The organism is Muribaculum sp. NM65_B17 (assembly GCF_004793735.1).
In the GTDB taxonomy this organism is placed as follows: Bacteria; Bacteroidota; Bacteroidia; order Bacteroidales; family Muribaculaceae; genus Muribaculum; species Muribaculum gordoncarteri.
In genome coordinates, this window is record NZ_SRYY01000003.1 from 100,911 (window position 1) to 118,772 (window position 17,862).

Here is a 17,862-nt window from a genome sequence, read left to right on the forward strand (position 1 = left end):
GTCAAAGTATCATTTTTTCAATGTCGAGAGCGAGTATCCCCTCGGCTCCGGCATTTTTAAGTTTTCCTATTATTTCCCACAGCTTTTTCTCTTCAAGAACTGAGTGAACCGAACACCAGTCACTGTTGGCCAGCGGCAGTATGGTGGGGCTCTTTATTCCGGGAAGCACCATGAGCACATCGTCGAGCTTGTTGCGTGGCACATTCATGAGAATGTATTTCTTGCCGTCGGCGGCTTTAACGGCTTCAAAGCGGAACAACAGTTCATCGAGCACTTCACGCTTTGATTCCGACAGGTGTCGGCTACGGGGGCTGATAAGTACGGCCTGTGACTCAACTATACGCTCGACTTCGACGAGATTGTTGCTGATTAGTGTCGAGCCCGATGAAACGATGTCGAAGATAGCGTCGGCCAGTCCTATACCCGGAGCAATCTCCACCGAGCCGGTAATCACGTGAATGTCGGCTCGGATGCCGTTACGCTCAAGGAAGTGTGACAATATGACGGGATAGGATGTCGCAATCTTGCGATTATTGAACCATGACAAGCCTGTGTAGTCCTCACGCTTGGGGATGGCGAGCGACAGGTGGCACTTGCTGAAGCCGAGTTCCTTTACCACCTCGACATCCTTCTCTTTTTCAAGGACTTCATTCAGGCCAACGATGCCGAGGTCGGCGGTGCCGTTGGCAACGGAATCGGGAATGTCGTCATCGCGCAAAAACAGCAACTCCACCGGGAAGTTGCGTGACGGAACAAGCAGTGTGCGCTTCACTGCCGTGAGCTTGATGCCTGCCTCGGCAAGCAGCTCCATTGTTTCCTCATAGAGTCGTCCTTTCGACTGGACGGCGATGCGTAGTTTGTTGTCCATATTGAGTATAGTTTTTATAGATTTCACAATAATAATTGAACCGACCTCCTGTGACGGGAAGCCGGCTCTATACATTTATTGACTTGTCGTAAGCGTCAGTCATCATGCACGCCTCATTGCTCCCTCACTGCGAGTAACGGAGATGATGATGGTGATGATATCGTGAGCTTAAAATTATCAACATATTATTCGTATTGTTGTTTCTGCAACAAAAGTAGTATAAATAAATGAATTTTGCTAACAAAAAGCGAAATTTCGTGCGGGAAATCGGATAATTTGTATTTTATACGGCTAATACCATGTCACACCGTTGGTCATCGACGAGCGCTTGTCATACTTCAGGTCCTGCAGGAGCGACGACTTCACGGCTATGTGGAAATTGTAGCTCTTGTAGGGACCTACGGGTATGAAGCTCGCAGTCATCGTGAAGCAGTGGAGGTCACGTGATATGTTGCAGTTCATGTAAGCTATTTTGTGGGTATCGAAGTTATAGCTTGCGCTGAATCCGAAGTTCCAGTTCTTGGTGGGCTGTATGTTGCCTGAGAAGCTGAGGTTCTGGGTTATCTTGCCGTCATACTCCATCTTCTTTTTGTTGAAGGCTCCGTAGCCGTAGTTGACCGAATAGTTGAATGTAAGACTCCACGGAACCTCCCAGGCCATGTAACCGTCGTCGTTAAGCTGCAGACCGCTGTCGGCGGTTTCGCTGTTGCCGGTGCGGTTGTTGCGGAAGTCGCCCGAGGTGTTCTCAAGCTCGTGGGAGTTGTCGGGCTCGTCGTCGACGCTTCCCGATTTCTTCTTGTCGTCCTTTTTATCCTTGCGCTTGAAGGTGTTGTTGTTGAAGGTGTAGGAGAAGGATGTTCCGGTGCTTGAGAGTCGTCCGAGTCCCTTTCCTGCTTTCCATCGAGGCACGTTTACGCGCACGGGGTTTCCTGCCGAGTTGAGCTGATAGGTGTAGACATCCCATGTAGCCGAGAGGCTCAGGTTGAAGTTCTTGACGAGTCGTAGCAGCAATGAGGTCTGTATGTTGCTCCAGTTCATCGAGTCGGCTGCGAAGTTGTAGCTTTGTGACACGCTGAAGTTCTCGATCAACGATATTTTCTTTTCACCTATACTGTCATTGTCGCTCTTTACCTTCATCTCGACATTGTTGGCGAGTGAAACGCTCACCACTCCTTGTCGTCCCTGTCCCGGCACACCGTAAAGGGCATTGGGGAAGAGCGAGTATTTCTTGGTGACGGTTTCACCCTTGGAGTCCTGATAGGAGTAGTTGCCGTAGTAACCGAAGAACGGCGACGAGAAGTCGGGAGCACCCGAGAACGATATTGTAGGAGTCAATACGTGGCGTATCATTTTTACCTTGTCGCCGAGGAATTTCATAGGCTGGAAGAAACCGTAGATTTTGGTGTCGAGTGACACTGACGCGTTGAAATCCCACACGTTATACAGGCTGTAGGTGGTGTCGCACACTTCGGCTGAGGCATTGGGGTCCCAGCTTCGGCGCACCTTTGAGGTGTACATTCGGTCGTTTAGCGATATCTGCGGAGTGAGGTTGATATATTTGAACAGGTTGAATGTAGCCGAGATGGGGATTGAGTGACGCATACCGTTGCGCCAATCCTTTATGAGGCTCTTCTTGAAGAACTGGTCCTGCTTGGCTGTCAGCGAGTTCTGGAACTGACCGGAGTAGGAGAGCTTGATTTTCTCATACCAGCGTTCGGCACCTACGGCGCGTTTGCGCTTGAAGGGATAGACCTGCGACAGCGACACCGTGAGGTTGGGGAATGACACTGCAAGTGTCGAGTCCTGGGTACGCTGCGATATGTTGGCGGTTGTTGAGAATGACCATTTTGAGTTGGGGATTCGATAGGTCATGTTGATGGTCGAACTCTTGGTATTCTCGGTGAACGAGTTGCTGTAGTAGCTGTTGAGGTCGTTGCGCGTGTAGCCGCTCGTCGAGAAATTTACACTTGCCGAGAGGGTCATGTTGGGGTTGGCCTTTGAGTCCTGCGAGTGGTTCCAGAGAATCTGGAAGTTGGTCTGCTTAGAGTAGTCGGGGTTGCCCTTTTCGCCGAAAATCGTGTTGATGTAGCTCAAGTGGAAACTACCCGAATACTTGTATCGTTTCACGTAGGCCGACTGTGCGTTTATACCCCACGAGCCTTTAGTGTATATCTCGCCGGTGAGCGCAAGGTCGATGTTGTCGTTTATGGCAAAGTAGTAGCCTCCGTTGCTTAGGTAGAATCCTCGGTTGTAGTCATCGCCGAACGAAGGGAATATTATACCTGAAGAGTACTTCTCGGAGAAGGGGAAATAGCCGAACGGCACTGCAAGCGGGAGCGGAAGTCCTGCAAGCACCATGTAGGCGGGTCCGGTGACCACATTCTTTTTGGGGATGACCTTGGCTTTGGTCAACTGAAAGTAGAAGTGGGGATTATCGTGATCGTCGCAGGTGGAGTATTTTCCGTCGGCGAGGTAATATTCGCCGCTTTCCATCATCTTGGTGCGACCTCCGGTCAGATAACCTTCGCCTTGCTCGGTGACGACATCGGTTATCATTCCTCGTTTTGTCTTGAAGTTGTAGCTCATTGTCTTGGACTCGTATTCACCGCTCTTGTCGGAGAATACAGGCGAGCCTTGCAATTCGCCTACCGAGTCGGGACGGCCTACGGCATAGACTACGTTGGTGGCCATGTCCATTTTTATTTCAGCGCCCTGCAGCTCCATGTCGCCATACTTGACTTCGCTGTCGCCATACATGAACGCGCTGTTTTTGCCTACAAGCACCAGTGAGTCTTTGGCCGAGAAGGTTACTACGTTGTCAAGATCGACCTTTTGGCGCTGGATGCGTGATTTGGTTTCCTCCTTGGGATGGAACACGGGGAGCGTGGAAGCCGCCACCGATTCGGGGACAGCCTCGCTGATGAGGGTGCGGCGCAACGGGTCGTAGGAATCGGGGATTGAATCGACCGATGTCGAGTCAAGGGCTACGACAGAGGAGTCGACACGCGATGGCAACGGGTCAGGATTGGCTCGTCGGGGCAGTGACGCGGCTCCGGCGCTTATAGCGCATAATAGCACCGATATTATTATATATAGGTGAGAATTTCTCAAAATAGTGATGAGTCGAAATGCAAAATCGTTGCAAAGATACTATTTGCGATGCGATTATGAAAATAATATCGCCAAGATTAGCAAATGTTAAAAACAAAAGATGTAACTTTATGTTATAAATCACAAAGGACTATTTATTTTGGGACACCTTATAAAAAATACAATCGTCAGGAGAATACTGAAGACATTAATGTGGGTATTGATTGTGATTTTACTGATACCTGCTCTTCTCTATGTGCCCTTTGTGCAGAATTTCGTCAAGGATATAGCACTGCGTGAGGTCGCCAAGTCATCGGGGATGACGATAGAGATTGACCGTTTTCGGCTAAAGTGGCCGTTGAGCGTTATGCTTGACGGAGTGAGAGTTATGACTTCGCCCGGCGACACAATGGCTGTGGTGGGAAATGCCGATCTTGATGTCGACATACTGCCGCTGCTGAAGCTTGATATACATGCGAGCGGACATATCAGCGATGTGCGCTATAAGATGGGGACCCCCGACTCGGTGATGTATCTTGTGGCCGATGTGAAGGATTTCAAGCTTGAACCGTCGCATTACGACCTTAAAAATTCGTTAATCGAAGTGAGTCATGCCGAGCTTGACGGAGGCGATGTTTTATTGTTGTTTAACGGTAGCGACACTACTGCGACACCGGTCGACACTACAGCATCGATGCCGTTGACCATCAAGGCGGGCTCGCTGTTGCTGCGTAATATCAGCTACCGGATGTCGATGATGCCCGTCATCGACTCGTTGTCGGCAACGGTTCCGCTGGCTGTGCTGCGTGACGGATTTCTCGATCTCGCCACCCGCCGCATTCATGCCCGTTCATTGAGCGTCGACAGTGTCAGCGCAATGTATCTCACGCCTTCGGCCGAGTATCTTGCTGCACACCCTGCCGACACTGTGACTACAGTCGATGAGCGTCCTACTCCGCTCGACAGCATGTGGGTGATTACCGGCGACACGGTGAGGCTCACCGGACAACGTGCCGTATATGCCATGCGTGGCGCCGTGCCGCAACCCGGACTTGACATGAATTATCTGCAAGCCGACGATATAGACATTCGCGTCGATTCATTTTACAACCGAGGAGTCGAGATAACGGTTCCGCTTAAACGGCTTGCGGCGACCGAGCGCAGCGGTGTAAAGCTTGACGCTTCGGGAACATTTGCCATGGACACGGCCGGAATGGAAGCCCGCAACTTCGACATAACCACCCTGTTTTCGGCGATAAAGTTCAATGCCTACATGGGAATGGGCGACATGACGACCAATCCCGACCTGCCTCTGCGACTTAAGGCGGCGGCAAGGATAGGGGTGCATGATGTGGAGATGCTGATGCCGTCGCTCGTGCCGATGCTGAAGACAATTCCGCGTTACAATGACATAAATCTGCAAGCCGATGCCGAAGGAACAGTGTCGGCAATGCGTGTCGAGAAAATATATGCGGCTTTGCCGGGATATATGAACATGGAGATGCGCGGCGAGGTATATGACATGCTCGACATCGATAAGATAAGCGGCGAGATACTGCTTGACGGCGAACTCAAGAACGTGAACTTCATAAAACCCACGGTGCTTGAAGCAAAGCTTGCCAAGCAGCTCAACATTCCGCCCATAAAGCTTGAAGGCCGTGTGGAAATGGAATCGGGCGCCTACAACGGAATGTTGCGTGCCGTTACCGGTAAAGGCGAGGTGCTGCTTTACGGTGACTGGAACGGCCGTGCGGAATCCTATACAGCCGACCTTAACCTTGATGAATTCCCTATAAGCTCATTCATGCCCGAGATGGGAATAGGCGATTTAACGGCCAATGTGAAGGTGAAGGGGCGCGGCTATGACCCGATGTCGGTCAAGACCACGATTGATGCCGAAATGGCAATAGACAAATTAGTATATGACAGCATAGCTTACTCCAACATGCGGGCGTGGGCCAAGCTTGACACCGGCGTAATAGACGCAGGCTTGATGTCGATGAACCATGACGCCAACTTTGACATGACGATGTCGGGTAAGATTGACGGCGACAACATCAATGTAGAGTTTGAAGGCGATGTGCGTAACTTCGATCTTAAAGGACTGCATCTTTCCACAACCGAGAACAAGGGATCGTTCAGCATCGACGGAAAGGCCGTGGTCAATCCCAAACGCAATTACTACAACGGTAATGTCAATGTGACCGACCTTGCGTGGTCGATGCCCGACATGGAGATTGCAACCCCGGCTATAAACACGACACTCGATGCCACCGACTCTTCGATGGTGGTGACGCTTCACAATGAATCGCTTGTGGCGGGACTTATGGCCAAATGCCCGATTGACACGTTCATGACACGTGTCACAGGTACGATGACGTTGCTTGAAAAGCAGATGGCCGACAAGCGTGTCGACATAATAGCGTTGCAACATGCGCTGCCGCCGTTTGCTCTCGACCTCAATTCGGGGGCCAACAGCGTGATATCCGACTTCCTGGAACCGGTCAAAATGTCGTTTAACTCGCTTAAGTTCAACATGAGCACCGACACCATCATAACCATGAATGCAGCTGTCGACGGGTTCAAGACCGGAAACACGCAACTCGACTCGATCGCGTTCAATGCACTGCAACACGGCAAGTTCCTTGTGTATAAGATCAATGTCAACAACCGACCGGGAACGATGGACGATTTCGCACATGTGAACGCTACGGGATTCCTTGCCAACGAGAATTTCTCGCTCTTCCTGAACCAAAGCAACATAAAGGGCGATACGGGATTTAAGATCGGTGTCAATCTCACCGGCTCCGACTCGCTGCTTACAATGCGACTTGTGCCGCTTAAACCTGTCATAGGCTATAAGACATGGTCGCTGAATCAGGACAACTTCATAAGCTACAGCTTCGGGTCAAGGCATCTTGACGCCAACCTCGACTTGTCGAACGGTGACAGCCACCTGCGCATATTCACCGAACATTCCCATAACGACTCGGTGATGGGACAGGAGGATGTAGTGGTGAACGCATCGGGCATACAGCTTGCCGACTGGCTCGCGCTGTCGCCATTCGCTCCGCCGGTCAAGGGCGTCGCGGGAGTCGATATGCGCATCCGCTGGGATGCCGAGGCTAAGTCACTGTCGGGTACGGGAAATGCCACGCTCGACGACTTGAGCTACGGCGGCGACAGGGTGGGCTCATTCCTGCTCGACCTCGGACTGTCGACTACCGCTTCAGGGGTCATAAAGGCTTCGACATCGCTTATGGTCGACAGCATCAAGGTCATCACGGCTTCGGGTTCGCTCAACGACAGCACGGCCGCGCATCCGTTTGCTCTCGACTTCTCGATGATACACTTCCCGCTCCGCATAGTCAATCCGTTCCTGCCTCCGGGAGTTGCCAAGCTTCACGGAATGCTCAACGGCGAGATGGACATAACGGGAACGATGGCCAATCCGGTGTTTGACGGATTCCTCGATTTCGACTCCACCGATGTGCTCGTCGACATGGTGGGAACTTCGTTCAAGTTCTCCGACGAGAAGATACCGGTCGACAGCAATATCGTGCGCTTCAACAACTACACCATCAAGGGCATCAACGACAATCCACTCTATATCAACGGAACTGTTGACATGACAAGTCTTGTGTCGCCGCGAATCGACCTCGACATGAAGGCGCGTGACATGCAGATAGTGGGTATCGACCGCGGAAAGGGACATGATGTCTACGGACGCGGATTCATAAATCTTGACGCCGATGTCAAAGGCAACATGGATTTCATGTCGGTAAACGCCAAGCTCAATCTACTTGAAGGCAGTAATGTGACCTACGTGCTCGACATGGCCGCCGATCAGCTGTCGGAAGGCGTGGGAGCGGGTGACATGGTGCGGTTTGTCCAGTTCAGCGACACCGCAGCCGTGCTCCAGGCCGACTCGCTTGAGTCTACAGGCATGTCACTGATGCTGAATGCCCAGGTCATCATTTCGGAGGGCTCGACAATCAATGTTGACATATCGTCCAACGGCAAGGACAAGGCGCAGATTCAGGGTTCGGGTAACCTTAACTTCACCATGTCGCCGTTCAGTGACATGCGCATTACCGGACGCTACACCATCGACAAGGGATTTGTGCGTTACACACCGCCGTTCATGAGCCAGAAACTCTTTGACTTCGAGAGCGGAAGTTATGTGGCGTTCAACGGCGACATGTTGAATCCCATTCTAAACATCCATGCCACTGAAACGCTTAAGGCCAACGTGACCGAGGAGGGGCAGAACTCCCGTCTTGTCAACTTCATAATAACGCTGAATGTCACCAACACGCTTTCCAATATGGATGTGTCGTTTGACCTGTCGACCAATGACGACATCACCATTCAGAATGAGCTGCAGACGATGAGTCCCGAGCAGCGCGCCAATCAGGCGATGAACATGCTGCTTTACAATATATACACGGGCCCGGGCACGAAGGCTTCGTCCAATCTGTCGGGCAATATGCTATTCTCGTTCCTGACATCCAAGCTCAACACGTGGGCGGCCAACAATATAAAGGGAGTCGACATAACGTTTGGCGTCGACCAGTATGACCGCACTTACGAAGGCGCTACTTCCACCACTACAAGCTACAGCTACAAGGTGAGCAAGACTCTGTTTAACGACCGCATAAAGATTGTGATAGGAGGAAACTACTCGACCGATGCCGACAATGACGAGAACCTGTCGCAGAATCTGATAAATGACATTTCATTTGAGTATATGCTCAACCGCAGCGGCTCGATGTATCTGCGACTGTTCAGGCACGAAGGCTACGAGAATGTGCTTGAGGGCGAGGTGATACAGACCGGTGTCGGATTTGTCTACAAGCGCAAGCTTAGCTCGCTCAGGGATTTGTTCCGCTTCGTGGGTCACCGCAAGGAGTCGCCCGAAGCCCCGGAACCGGCTGAATCGCCTGCCGGAACATCACCTATAAACAAGAATAACGATGATGCGGAGAAGAATTGACATTACATATCTGTGGCTGGCCGTAATCGCGGCGTTGGCCGTGAGCGTGACATCATGCTCGACCACACGTAGGCTGGGTGCCGACGATGTGCTCTACACCGGTGTTAAGAAGATCGACATTGTGCCTTCGGAAGGCGAAAAGGTGCCTTCGGGAGTTGCCGAAGAGGTGAAGAATGCCGTGAATGTCAGACCCAACAACAGTCTTAGCTGGCTGTCGCCCTATTACCGTTATCCTTTCCCATTGGGATTGTGGGTCTATAACAATTGGAGCAATCCACCCAAGGGCTTTAAGCACTGGCTCTATGAGAAGCTTGTCGAGGAACCTGTGCTGATAAGCGATGTGAGGCCGCATCTGCGCACGCGTATGATCGAGAACAATCTTGATGACGCGGGCTATTTCCGAGGAACGGCCTCCTATGAGCTGCTCTATAACAAGAAGAACAAAAAAAAGGCTCAGATCATATATACGGTACACACCGGGCCGGCCTATCTGCTCGACTCGATAGAGTATCTGCCCGACACATGTCACCTTTACCACAAGATTGACTCGGTGGCGATGAGCAGCACCTATTTCCGCAAGGGAATGCGTTATTCTACCGACTCGTTGAGCATCGAGCGCAACCGCATCACCAACGTGCTGCGTGACCAGGGTTACTATTTCTTCCGTCCCGAGTATATAGAGTATCTTGCCGACAGTACCATAACGCCACAGCGAATAGCGTTACGCATCACTGTGGCGCGTAACATTCCCAAGTTTGCGCTTCAGCGTTACCGCACCGGCAACGTGACGGTGTTCATCAGCCGAAATGACGGGGGAGGTACTCCCGACACTACGGTGACGCGGCGCGGCACGGTGATACAGATGATGCCGTCACGCTTGCGCAAGGGGTTGATTCCGGGGTGCATCACGTTCCGTAAAAATCGCATATTTGCCGTGAGCGAGATGAACCGCACGCAATCCTATCTGTCGCGCCTCGGCATATTCAACTACATAAACATCGATGCGTTCCCTGACACGACGAGCGCCGAGCCCCGCCTTGATGTGGTCATCCAGTGTACATTTGACAAACCACTTGAGGCGAGCATCGAGGCCAATGTGTCGTCGAAATCCAACAGTTACCTCGGCCCGGGATTGTCGCTGTGGGTGACCAACCGCAACCTCTTTGGCGGCGGCGAGCAGCTGCGTGTGGGCCTTACGGGTTCCTACGAGTGGCAGACGGGACACGACCGCTCCTCGGTGTTCAACAGCTACGAGGTGGGTATCAACTCTTCGCTCTCGTTTCCGCGCATGCTTGCTCCGAGGTTCTTCCCGTTGTCGCGACGCAATCTCAACTGGACGCGCTTCACGTTGAACGCCGACCTACTCAACCGTCCGCACTACTTCAACATGGCTCAGTTCAGCGCGTCGATGAACTACGACTGGCAGACACGCAAATACTTCTCCTATACGTTTACTCCGCTCAAGCTATCCTATGTGAAGCTTTTGCGCACCACTTCGGAGTTTGACTCAATCATGGCGGCCAATCCGGCAGTTGCGGTGAGTTTCCGCGACCAGTTCATTCCGCAGATGGGCTTCACCATGATCTATGACCGCGTGATGAACCGTGACAACCTGCTCAATGTTCAGGCTACGGTTCAGGAGGCGGGAAATATATGCTGGGGTATATGGCGTCTTGCAGGAGTGAAGGGCGAGAAGCGACTGTTTGGAATGCCGTTCTCGCAGTTCATAAAGGGCACGGCTCAGATTGTCTACTCGCGAAGGATCAAGGGTGAGCACTGGTTTGTGGCGCGAATGTTTGGCGGCGTGGCTCATGCCTACGGCAACGGTCACGAGGTGCCTTACAGCGAGCAGTTCTATGTGGGTGGTGCCAACTCGGTGCGTGCGTTTACCGTCCGCAGCATCGGTCCGGGCAGTTATCATCCCGATAAGGACGATGTCAACAGCAATTTCGATGAAACCGGTACCTTTAAGTTTGAGTGCAATGCCGAGTACCGTTTCCCGATATTCGGTCCCGTTCACGGCGCTTTCTTCCTTGATGCCGGCAATGTGTGGCTGCTGAAGAACGACCCCAACCGACCGGGCGGAAAGCTTGAGGGACGCACATTCTTCCGCGATTTGGCCGTGGGTACCGGAGTGGGTTTGCGCTTCGACATAAGCATGCTTGTTATACGCGGCGACCTCGGTATAGGTATCCATGCGCCCTACGACACCGGTCATGGTGGCTACTATAACATGGAGTCATTCAAGAAGTCGCTTGCCTTCCACCTTGCCATAGGCTATCCTTTCTGATTTTTGTTGACCAATATATAATCCGCCGGTAATTTTTTATCGGTGGATTTTTGTGTGTTAAGGGGCGTTTGTGAAATTTTTTGAAAAAAAGTTGTAATTTGTGTGAACCTTTTTAGCCCCCTCGGTGTTTATAGAACGATTAGATAGAGTCTGCTATTATTTATGATGAATAATTTAAGGTTGCATATTAATTGCAATCCAGCCGTTAAAACATGATATTCAGTGTGATATGCCGGCCCCGATTTAGGGCCGGAGATTCACATGTATATGGACTAAAGCCAAAAAATTTAGGTCACGAATGACCTAAAAATAGAATAGGAGTTATATTATTTCAAAAGTGAGAAGTAGTTAGTACTCTTCTCGAAAAGTGAAACTAAAGATATCGCACAATCAACATTCACTAATTTTTCCGGGGAAGCCGTAGTTGTGAAACTGCGGCTTTTCATTTTTTTGTCACGGCCTCCCCGGTCGGGGCGGTTACTCCAGGAAGGTGTTGAAGGAGTGGGGGGCGAGGGTGGTGTTGATGTAGCGGTCGCCGAGCTTGAGGCTGAAGGGGGCTTCGCTGTCGGCGAAGTTGCCGGCGATCACCACGTGCTTGCCCTGCGGATTCACTGCCACGAGCACCGGCATGGTGCCTTTCTGGTCGCCTTTCCAGCCCACGATGCGCGAGCCTTTGGGGAGGAACTGGCAGTAGTGTCGCGCGGCATAGTACTCGGGCGTGAGGGTGGCCTTGCGCTCCTTGGAGTCGACGCGTATCAGCGCGTTCTGCTTCCATCCCCAGGGACTTTCGCCGTTGTCGGCCAGGATGAAGTTCCAGAAGTTGTATTCGTTGCATCCGTTGCCCAGATAGTGGTTGATGAGCTCGAATGTGTGTTCGGCTGCCGGCCAGTCAAAGCTTCCCCAGCCGCATTCGCTCTCCGAGCAGATGTAGGACCAGTCGGGGTGCTGTGCCCTGATGGCGGCGAGTATGTCGCGTCCTTCCCACTGGAAGCCCATGCCCGAAATCGACTTGTTGAGCTCGCTGTCGCTCAGCACCTTCTCCACATGGTCCTGACGGTTGGTGTTGAACGTGCCGAGATAGAGCTTCACCTCGGGATGGTTGCGCTTAAGCGCGGGGGCGAGATAGTCGCGGTTGAAGCGTATCGTGCCTTCGGCGGTCCAGGCGCATCCGGGGTAGGGGGTGTAGCTGTAGGCCTCGTTCTGATACATAACCATGTCGATGGGTATGCCCTGCTCCTTGTAGGCGTCGATGAAGCGGCAGAAGTAGTTGGCGTAGGCGCGCAGGTAGCGCGGATCCTGTATCATGTAGTCGGTCGTGGCGAGCTGACGCGGAAACACTCCGTCGCGGGCGCCGGTGAGCTTCATCTCGTCCTCGTCGATTTCGGCCGACTCGGTGCCGAAGAGCAGATAGTTCTGCTTCTCCGAGAGGTTGTTGTACTTGCTGCTCACCACGGGGTAGTCGCCGTTGATTTTCATCCAGCTCGGCGGACACCACGGCGATATCCAGCAGGTGATGTCGGGGTTATACTTCTGCGCGGCGCGTATGAAGGGTATTATCGCCTGCTTGTCGCGGTCGATGTTGAAGTGGTTGAGGTTGAAGTCGCCCTCGACCTCGTCGCAGCTGTACCATGAGCGGGCGTAGTCGTTGGCTCCCGGCGATATGCGTCCACGGGTCACGCGCAGGTCGCCGTCGGGGGCGAATACGCGGTGCAGAATCTCATCCTGCTCCTCGCGGGTAAGCATCGACAGCGCGTCCCAGTCGAGCTCGTTGAAGGTGATGCCCCATGCCTTGAATTCATGCCCCTTGGCGTCGCGTGCCACTTCGAGCACGGGTGCTGTGACGGCTTTCTTATCCATTTTGCCTTTGGTGCTGCTCCACTCGTTGCCTTGGGTCGACGAGATGTGGGTGTAGGACTGTGCCGACATGTCGGCGGCCGCTGTCGCAATCAGTGCCGACAGCGCTATTGCGGTGATTCGGGCGTTCATTGTTATGATTGGTTTATGGTGTTGATATTGTGGATTTTATGCTGTGTGAATCAGCGGGTGGGGACTACCGGCTTTATCGAGCCGTCGGGATTGAACTCCATGCGGTCGATGCACACTTCGCGGTGCCAGCCCGGGCCTTTGTCGCGGTCGATGTAGTCCTTGTTGATGCGGTGGTACACGATGCACCACTCGTCGCTGCCGGGGATGTTGAGTACCGAGTTGTGGGCCGGGCCGTAGATCTCCTTGTCGGGACGCTGGATGAGTATCGTGCAGGGGTCGGCCACCTTGATGGGGCCGAGGGGGCTGTCAGATGTTCCGTAGGCCACGTGGTAGTTGGGCGAGCCCGTGTCGTCGACCGACCATAGGAAGTAGTAGATGCCGTTGCGGTAGAACACGTAGGGAGCTTCGCGGAAGGCGTAGGTTTCCAGTGTGCCGCCCTGCGGGGTCATCACGGTTATCGTTTCCTCCTTCAGCGAGGTCATGTCGTCGTTGAGTTCGGCGCCGGCCATGTAGCCGTTGCCCCAGTAGAGGTAGTATTTGCCCGAAGCCGGGTCGCGGAACACATCAACATCGATCTGCTGTCCGTGTCCGGCGGGGGAATCCTTCACTATCGGTCGGCCGAGGTCGACAAATGGGCCTGTGGGGCTGTCGGCCACGGCCACGCCTATCTCCTTGCGGTTGTCCTCGGGTGAGTGTCCGCTGTAGTAGAAGTAGTATCGGTAGCCGTCGCCCTCCTTGCGCTCGATAATGGCGGGGGCCCATGCGTTGCCGCTGGCCCAGGGCACCTGCTCCGATTTCACGTCGAGCATTATGCCGTCGTCGTGCCAGTCGGTGAGGTTGTCCGATGAGAACACATGGAAATACCATCCTCCCCAGCCCGGCTGTCCGTCAGTGGTGGAGTAGATGTAGTAGCGACCCGTGTTTTCCGAGTATAGGATTTCGGGGTCGGCATGAAATCCGGGTAAAATGGGGTTGTGGGCCCGGTCGGATAATGTGTGGGCCGAGGCCGACATGGCGGCCGCGACGCAAAGTGACAATAAGATAGTTCGCATATACAAGAAACGGATATTTGATAAAGCCAAAGATAGCCAATAAATTCCATCCGTGCAAATTCCGTCGGCCCCCGGGATGATGGCGAGGGCGGGCGATGGGTGTTGGGAGGTATGCGCGTTAGCGCCGGAGCTGCGATAGCTGCTCAATAGGGTTTGCATGGGGTTGTGTGCGTTCCCCGCCATTCCCCGGGTTGCGATAGCTGCCCAATAAATACCCATCTTATGGAATACGGTCGCGGGGTTACGCACATATAATGCCTAACATTATATGCCATCCGGCATGTACGGGTACAATACATGCGGTTGCGGGACGGGATAAACGATTGTGTTAAAAGGAGATTTTTAGAGTATCTCTTGGTAGGAGATACTAACTTAGAGATTGCAAATCTATGTAAAATGTTTGAATTAAACAAAATATTTTTTGCATAAAATATGTTCAAGTTGCTTAAAATTGTCGATGATTTTTTAAGTTGAAAATTTAAATACTTTGATTCCCAATGGATTATGTGGGTTAGTATCTCCTACCAAGAGATATTTATTATAGAGATCATATAGAAATAGGGTATATGGTAATTTTGAGGAAAACGCTTACAGAGTACACAGTGTGTGACCAACCATGAAATTACTGTATTACAGAGCGTTAGAGAACCGTGTTTTATTATTTTTTAATAATTATTTAATCCAATTATTTACCATTTAAGTAAAACTACAATGAAAAAGTTGACTTACTTAGTCGCTTCGCTGTTGACTACAGCGACAGTCGGTATGACTTTCACCGGCTGTATCGACAATGATGAGCCCTACGGCATTGAGCAACTGCGTGGTGCCAAGGCTGAATTGCTTAAGTCCAAGAAGGCTCTTATTGAGGCTGATGCTCAGTACAAGCTTGCTTTGGCTGAGGCTGAAAAAGTGAAGGCTGCTGCTGAAGCTGCCAAGATTGATGCCGAGCGTGCAAAAACCGAAGCTGAAATCGCTGAAATTCGTCAGAGAATGGAAGCTGCAGCTCTTCAGGCTGAGCAGATATTGGCTCGCCTTCAAGCTGAGGCTGAACTGGCTCGTTTGACCTACGAGCAGGAAAGACTGAATCTCTCTACTCAGCAACAGACCGCTCTCGATGGATTCTACAGAAAATACTTCACCGCTCTTAACAATTACAACGAGAAGTATATGGAGTATGTGAGAGCCCAGAAGGATCTTGTAGCGAATGCTCTCGACCCCAATGGTACTGCTTATGATGCCAAGAAGCGTGTAGAAGAGGCTGTTGCCAACGCTCAGAAGGCCCTTGATGACGCTCAGGCCAATATCGAGGACTATAATGAGCAGCTCGCCGACGCAAAGACCTGGAAGCCTTCGGAACTCGGCGCAAAACTCACCGCTTATCAGGATCAGGTTGAGGAAAATACCGAGAAGATGAAGCTCATTAACCTTACTATTGCTGAAAACAACAACGAAAGCGAAGAGGGTAAGGCTCTTGTAGCAGCAAAGAAGGCTTTAGACGCTCTGTATAACGAAGAGGTAGGGATTCCGGCTTATACCTTCAATGCCGATGGCGCAATCACTATCCCCGGCTTGACTGAACCTGAGGAAGTTATAGGTGAAGGATGGAGCTATACTTGGAATAATCAATACGGCTACCACGGTTATAATGCCGCTCTTAACCGCCTTGATAATTTCAAGAATAGCATTCGCCGTTATGTCCTTGATGACAACGATGTTGAGTGGACTAAGGCAGAAATCAATAACCTTGAGGCTGAAAAGAAGGAAAAAACTGCTGAATTCGACAACCTGTTTGCCGGCTGGAAGATGTTTGCCGACGCTTATAACGTAGGTGGCACTCCCAAGTATGATGCACTCATGAGCTATGATGAGCTTAAGAAGGCTGTTGACGCTTACAATGCACAGCTTCCCGCAACTCAAGCTGCCAAGGATGCATACTATGCTGCTCAGAAGGCCGCTCAGGAGGCTTGGGATGCTTATTACGAGAAGAACAATCTCGAAGGTGATGCCTGGAATGCCTATAATGATGCAGTAAATGCAGCAAACGAGGCTTATGATAAAGCTGTAGCGGCTGCAAATAAAGAACTTGACAAAACCATCACTGATCTAAACAATGCTGTAGTTAAGGCTCAGCAGGAAAAGAATGCTGCCGATAGCAAGTATATGACCGCCCAGGGCTTGGCTGATAAGTACACCGAAGATGCCGACCTTAAGAAGGCTGCTGAAGCCGCCAAGAAAGTGGCTGAAGATGCCGCTAAGGCTCTTGAAACTGCCGAGAAAGCAAGAGAAGAGCAGGCTCCCAAGGCCCAGGCAAAGGCTGAAAAGGCTAATGATCTTGCTGCTGCCACACTGGCCAACGCTATCGCCGATGCTGACAAAGCACGTGAACTTGCACTTAACGAGGCTCCTCAGATTGCCGGTCCGTTGCTTGATGCCGCCAATGCTGCCGATAACAAGGTAAATGAGGCTCGAGAGGCTTATGTCAAAGAATGGAATGAATTAAGTGGACTTGTTAGCTCATGGGATAACGAAACTCAGAGTACTGTAGGTGTTTATGGTGCTATAGTCAATCAAGTTGAAGAGATTGATAATGAATATCAGTATGAGGAAGAGTGGTATGATGGCGAAAATTGGCATACATACACATGGATGCCTTACTGCAGTTATTCATTGTTCAATCAATTCAGGAATGAAGTCAACGGTTCTCAGTGGGATGAAGAAGTAGCTATACCTGAATGTTCGGTTGCTGATGTATGTGCTTATCCTTCTTCCAACATGAGATATAATATCATCGCTTTGTCAAATAAGATATATGGAAGTTACTATTATGATAAAAATGATGACGATATCTTAGGTATACCTTCAGCTCAACTGATACCTCTTACCAAGGAAGATATCGACAAGATGCTTGCCAAGTATGGTATAGATGAAATGAACTATCCCGGTATCTATAATAGTGATTTTGGCTTGTTCGGAAAGACTCTCTATGTCGACAATCGCATCGAAGTAGCTAACGCTTACATCACCAACAAGCCTGCTATTGAGGCTGCATTTGAGGATGTTCAGGCTCAGATTGACAATCTTGTCGCTTCTCGTGACGAATTGTCTGATAAGATTGATGAAGCAGGCAAGGCTGTAAAGGCTGCAGAGGAAGCTGTTGATGAGCTTAACGCGGATTCATGGACTGAATACAATGAACTTCAGCGTCAGAATAATGTTGCCGATGCCATGATTACTGCTATCTCGGAAGCCGCTTTGGCAACCGGTGTTGCTGAAACCGAGCAGTACACTCAGGAAACTATCGATGAAGCTATCAAGGCTATCGAAAATAAGATTGAGGAAACTGAAAATAGCATACCCGGCCTTGAAGAGGCATTGGCAAGAGCTCAATATGTGCTTGACCAGTATGAGAAGCAACTTGTAAGCGACGCTGAAATCGCAGCTCTTGCTGTAGAGGAGGCTAAGCTTGCAATGGATGCAGCCAAGGAAGAACTTGACGCAGCCAAGGCTCGTCTTGATGCAGCTATCAAGAGTGTAGAGGGCGCTGAATAATCTCACCGTCATCCAATTAGAAACAACAACA

The 17,862-nt window shown here is 51.2% G+C and carries 7 protein-coding genes; 3 read left to right on the forward strand and 4 right to left on the reverse strand.

Features of this window, described 5'->3' with window-relative positions; translation table 11 throughout:
- Position 1: 1 nt before the first annotated feature.
- Positions 2–868, reverse strand: coding sequence for an ATP phosphoribosyltransferase (gene hisG / locus E5354_RS05070; protein WP_123395497.1), 867 nt, complete (start codon positions 866–868; stop codon positions 2–4).
- A gap of 291 nt (positions 869–1,159) precedes the next feature.
- Positions 1,160–3,979, reverse strand: a complete 2,820-nt coding sequence (locus E5354_RS05075) for a putative LPS assembly protein LptD (RefSeq protein ID WP_246863746.1) — start codon at positions 3,977–3,979, stop codon at positions 1,160–1,162.
- A gap of 205 nt (positions 3,980–4,184) precedes the next feature.
- Here E5354_RS05075 and E5354_RS05080 point away from each other — a divergent pair, with 205 nt between their 5' ends.
- A complete protein-coding gene (locus E5354_RS05080; protein ID WP_168353830.1) occupies positions 4,185–8,954 on the forward strand; it encodes a translocation/assembly module TamB domain-containing protein in 4,770 nt (1,589 codons plus the stop codon).
- The gene (locus E5354_RS05085; protein ID WP_246863747.1) at positions 8,935–11,244 is read left to right on the forward strand and encodes a BamA/TamA family outer membrane protein; all 2,310 of its coding nucleotides are present in this window, start codon (positions 8,935–8,937) and stop codon (positions 11,242–11,244) included. Before E5354_RS05080 ends, E5354_RS05085 begins: the two co-directional genes overlap by 20 nt.
- Before the next feature lie 477 nt (positions 11,245–11,721).
- Here E5354_RS05085 and E5354_RS05090 read toward each other — a convergent pair whose 3' ends face one another.
- Positions 11,722–13,230, reverse strand: a complete 1,509-nt coding sequence (locus E5354_RS05090; protein ID WP_370649243.1) for a glycoside hydrolase family 30 protein — start codon at positions 13,228–13,230, stop codon at positions 11,722–11,724.
- A gap of 50 nt (positions 13,231–13,280) precedes the next feature.
- Entirely contained in the window at positions 13,281–14,243 is a 963-nt protein-coding gene (locus E5354_RS05095; RefSeq protein WP_246863753.1) for a family 43 glycosylhydrolase, read from the reverse strand.
- A 750-nt stretch (positions 14,244–14,993) separates the two neighbouring features.
- On the opposite strand from E5354_RS05095, the gene E5354_RS05100 reads away from it, so the two are divergent.
- A complete protein-coding gene (locus E5354_RS05100; protein WP_135946652.1) occupies positions 14,994–17,831 on the forward strand; it encodes a hypothetical protein in 2,838 nt (945 codons plus the stop codon).
- Positions 17,832–17,862: the final 31 nt, after the last annotated feature.